We start from the raw sequence: 4,466 nt of genomic DNA on the forward strand, positions 1-4,466 counted from the left end.
CGTGAGCGCGCATGGTAGGCGCATTCTGCAACGGCCGGAAGCAGACCATAATCGCGCATGCGCCGCCCAAGCCCCGCTCCCTCTGCCGCCGCGCCCGCCCCGTCCGCCCCGTCCGCCGCGCGCGCCGTGACCGCCCTGCGCGGCGTGCTGCCCTTCCTGCGCCCCTACCGCGCCCGCGTGGCGCTCGCCTTCGCGCTGCTGTGCCTCGGTTCGGCGACCATCCTGGTGGTGCCGCTGGCCTTTCGTGACCTCATCGATTCGGGCTTCGGCAAGGGGGTCGCGGCCGGCGGCGGCCTGCTCGGCACGGACAGCCTGGACAGCCAGTTCGTCGCCCTGTTCGGGCTGGCGCTGCTGTGGGCGGTGGCGGTGGCGGGGCGCTACTACATGGTGTCGTGGGTCGGCGAGCGGGTCACGGCGGACCTGCGCAGCGCGGTGTATGCGCGCGTGCTCGGGCAGTCGCCGCAGTTCTTCGAGACGCTGCAGACCGGCGAGGTGCTGTCGCGCCTGACCGCGGACACCACGCTGATCCAGACCGTGGTCGGCAGCTCGGTGTCGATGGGCCTGCGCAGCCTGTTCCAGTTCGTCGGCGGCATGGTGATGCTGGCGGTGACCAGCGTCCAGCTGTTCGGCCTCATCGCCGGCCTGCTGCTGCTGCTGGCGCTGCCCATCATCCTCATCGGGCGGCGAGTGCGCAGGCTGTCGCGCGAATCGCAGGACCGCATCGCCGATGCCTCGGCGCTCGCCGGCGAGATCCTCAACGCGATGCCGACGGTGCAGGCCTTCACCCAGGAGGCGGCCGAGGCGCGGCGCTTTGGCGAGCGCAGCGAGACCAGCTTTCGCACCGCGGTGCGCCGGACCCGGGTGCGCGCGCTGCTGACCGCGCTGATCATCGCCGCGGTGATGGGCACCATCATCTTCGTGCTGTGGATCGGCGCGCGCCAGGTGCAGGCGGGCAGCCTGTCGCTGGGCGAGCTGGGTGCCTTCGTGATCTACGCCGCCCTGGTCGCCGGCGGCGTCGGCACGCTGGCCGAGGTGTGGGGCGACGTGATGCGCGCGAGCGGCGCCACCGAGCGCCTGATGGAGCTGCTGCACGCCGAGTCCGCGATTCGCGAGGCGGTCGCGCCACGCGCCCCGCAGCGCGCCGCGCAGGTGGCGATCGACTTCGAGCACGTCGTGTTCTGCTACCCGGCGCGGCCGCATGTTCGGGCGCTCGACGACATCTGCCTGCACATCGAACCCGGCGAGCGCGTGGCCCTGGTCGGGCCCTCCGGGGCCGGCAAGACCAGCCTGCTGCAGGTCCTGCTGCGCTACTACGAGGTCTCCGCGGGCTGCATCCGTCTCAACGGCCAGGACATCCGCGAGCTGGCGCTGCACGCGCTGCGCGGCAGCATCGCCATCGTGCCGCAGGATCCGGTGATCTTTTCCGCCAGCGCGCTGGAGAACATCCGCTATGGCCGGCCGGCGGCGAGCGACGACGAGGTGATCGCCGCCGCACGCGCAGCCGCCGCCGACGAGTTCATCGCCCGCCTGCCCGAGGGCTACGCCACCTTCCTCGGCGAGCGCGGCACGCGGCTGTCCGGCGGCCAGCGCCAGCGCATCGCGATCGCCCGCGCGATGCTGAAGGGTGCGCAGGTGCTGCTGCTCGACGAGGCCACCAGCGCGCTCGACGCCGAATCCGAGATCCTGGTGCAGCAGGGCCTGGCGGCGGCGATGCAGGGGCGCACGACGCTGATCATCGCCCACCGCCTGGCCACCGTGCAGCAGGTCGATCGGATCGTCGTGATCGACGGCGGGCGCATCGTCGAGACCGGCACCCCGGCCGACCTGCGCCGCCAGGGTGGGCTGTATGCGCGGCTGGCGGCGCTGCAGCTCGCGCCCTGAGGGGCTGCCCGGCAACGCTCCGGCCTGGCAGGCCGGCGTCCGGCGCCCGCTTGAACGACGCGGCCGCGCCCCGGTCCGACTGAGCAAGCCTTCTGCTGCCGGACGCCCTGGGTGCCGGCGCGCGCCGCGATGAGAACACACGGGTCTCGCCTTCTGCTGTCGCTGCCGGTTGCCGCGCTGCTGGCGGCACTGGCGTGGGCGGTCGTCGGCGGCCCGCCCGATGCGGTGGAGCCGCAGGTGGTGGGCATGCCGGCGCAGGCGGACCGGCCTGCAGCCGGCGGGCCGGCGAAATCTGCCACCTCGCCCTATCGCTATCCCCATCCCTTTCCCTATGCCGAGGACGACACCCGCTACCCGATCCCGATCGGCGGAATCGGCCCGGCGGGCGCGCCGGCCCTCGGTCCGCTGCAGTATCCCTTCCTGTGCGAGACCGCGCGCTCCGGCCTCGGCCAGCCCGAGATCGACAACCACGACGGCCACGGCGTGCCGGTGCGGCGCGTCGGTGCCGACGGCCTGCCCGGCGGCGAGATCCTCGGCTACAGCCGCGACTGCCTGATCCGCAGCCGCATCGATCACTACTACAAGCCGGTCGGCAGCGAGGCCTTCGTCCCGTGGAGCGCGGCGGCAACCGATGTGGACACGCTGCGCCACGAGGGCCGCGACATCCCCTTCGTGCTGCGCGTCGAGCGCGGCAGCCTCAACCGCTTCCTCTACGCCATCGTCGTCCTTGCCGATCCGGCCGAGGCGGCAGAGGCGCCCGACGGTCGCTACTGGAACCGGCGCCTCATCTACCTGTTCGGCGGCGGCGTCGGCATCGGCCGCCGGCAGGGCAGGCTGGCCCTCGAGCGCATCCTCGAGCGCAACGCCGAGGCGCTTGCCCGCGGCTATGCCCTCGTCACCTCCACCGGCAACCACAGCTCGGTGCACTACAACATGGTGCTGGCCGGCCACACCGCGCTGCGCGTCAAGCGCCAGTTCGTCGCCCGTTACGGCGCGCCGCTGTACACCGTCGGCCTCGGCGGCTCGGGCGGCGGGCTGCAGCAATACCTGTTCGCGCAGAACCTGCCCGGCCTGCTCGACGCCGCGATTCCGCAGTACGCCTACCCGGACATGGTCACCCAGACCACCCATGCGCTCGACTGCGAGCTGCTCGAGTACTACTTCGACGTCGCCGCCGCCGACACCGCACGCTGGCGCGACCACGAGGCGCGGCGACAGGTCGGCGGACTCAATGCACTCAATGGCGTCGATAACCGCTATGCCGTGCTCTATCCGCCCAACCTGCTGCTGCAGGGGCGCCTGCCGCGCTGGCCGGCGGGCGCGAGCGAATGCGTGCAGGGCTGGCGGCGGCTGACGCCGCTGGTGCTCAACCCGCGGTTCACGCCGCGCGCCGAGCACTACGCCGAGGCCCTGCGGGCGCAGGTGAACTGGACCTACTGGGACGACCTGGCGCCGATCTACGGCGTCGACGGCGAGGGCCACGGCCGCCGCACCTGGGACAACGTCGGCGTGCAGTACGGCTTGCAGGCGCTGCGCCGCGGCGAGCTCGCGCCCGAGGCCTTCCTCGAGCTCAACGCCCGCATCGGCGGCTGGCAGCCGGCGGCGCAGATGAAGCCCGAGCGCCTGTACCGCCTGCCCGGTCTGCGCCAGCCGCTGTGGCTGTCGCTGTGGAGCGCGCACAACATGACGCATGCGGCCGGCGATGGGCCGGCGCCGCGCAGCACGGGCGACGTCGCGGCCATGGAAGCGGCCTATCGCAGCGGCCAGGTCTTCCTCGGCTACCTCGACATTCCGGTGATCGACCTGCGCCACGACCGCGAGGCCGAGCTCGACATGCATCACATCAGCGCCTCCTTCGCTGCCCGCGCGCGCATCGTCGCCGCGCTGGGCGACAGCGGCCGCCAGGCGATCTGGGTCGCGCACCCCGACTACGACCCGACCCCGCGCGCGCTTGCGGTCATCGACGACTGGCTGCAGGCGATGCGCGCGGCCCCGGAGCGCGGCGTCGTCGGCAACCGCCCGCCGGCGGCGGCGGACAGCTGCTTCGATGCTGCAGGGGGGCTCATCGCACTCGGCGACGGGGTCTGGGATGGTGTCGGCAACGCGCGCCCCGCCGGCCCCTGCAGCGCCGCCTTCCGGGTCTTCGGCACCTCGCGCACGGCAGCCGGCGGCCCGCTCGCCGGCGACCTCTTCAAGTGCCGGCTGCAGTCGGTCGACGCCGCCATCGCCGCCGGCGAGTACGGCGCGGTGGACATGCGCGCCCATGCCGATCGCCTGCGCGCGATCTTCCCCGACGGCGTGTGCGACTACCGCCTGGGCGATGCCGGCCGGCCGCTCGATGCGGTGCCGGCGCACTGGCGGTCGGCGGTCCCCTGAGACACTGCGCGGCGCCGACCGTGGGCGATCGCCGCGCAGGTCGGCATCGTCTTTGAGCGCTTGCGCGTGTGGCAACCGAAGCCGCTCCGGGCAGCACGCGTTGGCTTCTGGCACGTGCCCCCTCAGGGCAGCGTGCGTTCGCGCACGAAGCGCGGAAAGCGGGGCTGACCGGCGGGGGTGAGTTCGCGGTAGCGGTAGGTGACCAGTGC

Annotated in this window: 3 protein-coding genes; 2 read left to right on the forward strand and 1 reads right to left on the reverse strand. The window is 73.1% G+C overall.

The window, feature by feature from the left end; genetic code table 11:
- Nucleotides 1–57: 57 nt before the first annotated feature.
- Both PK606_RS15895 and PK606_RS15900 read left to right on the forward strand, forming a co-directional pair.
- Complete coding sequence (locus tag PK606_RS15895) at nt 58–1,881, forward strand: ABC transporter transmembrane domain-containing protein (protein ID WP_324565336.1); 1,824 nt, start codon at nt 58–60, stop codon at nt 1,879–1,881.
- A 129-nt stretch (nt 1,882–2,010) separates the two neighbouring features.
- Nucleotides 2,011–4,257, forward strand: coding sequence for a DUF6351 family protein (locus tag PK606_RS15900; protein WP_324565338.1), 2,247 nt, complete (start codon nt 2,011–2,013; stop codon nt 4,255–4,257).
- Nucleotides 4,258–4,379: 122 nt separating this feature from the next.
- On the opposite strand, the gene PK606_RS15980 is transcribed toward PK606_RS15900, so the two are convergent.
- The gene (locus tag PK606_RS15980; protein WP_502920862.1) at nt 4,380–4,463 is read right to left on the reverse strand and encodes a hypothetical protein; all 84 of its coding nucleotides are present in this window, start codon (nt 4,461–4,463) and stop codon (nt 4,380–4,382) included.
- Nucleotides 4,464–4,466: the final 3 nt, after the last annotated feature.

This window comes from Ottowia sp. (genome assembly GCF_035444425.1).
Taxonomy (GTDB): Bacteria; Pseudomonadota; Gammaproteobacteria; order Burkholderiales; family Burkholderiaceae_C; genus Ottowia.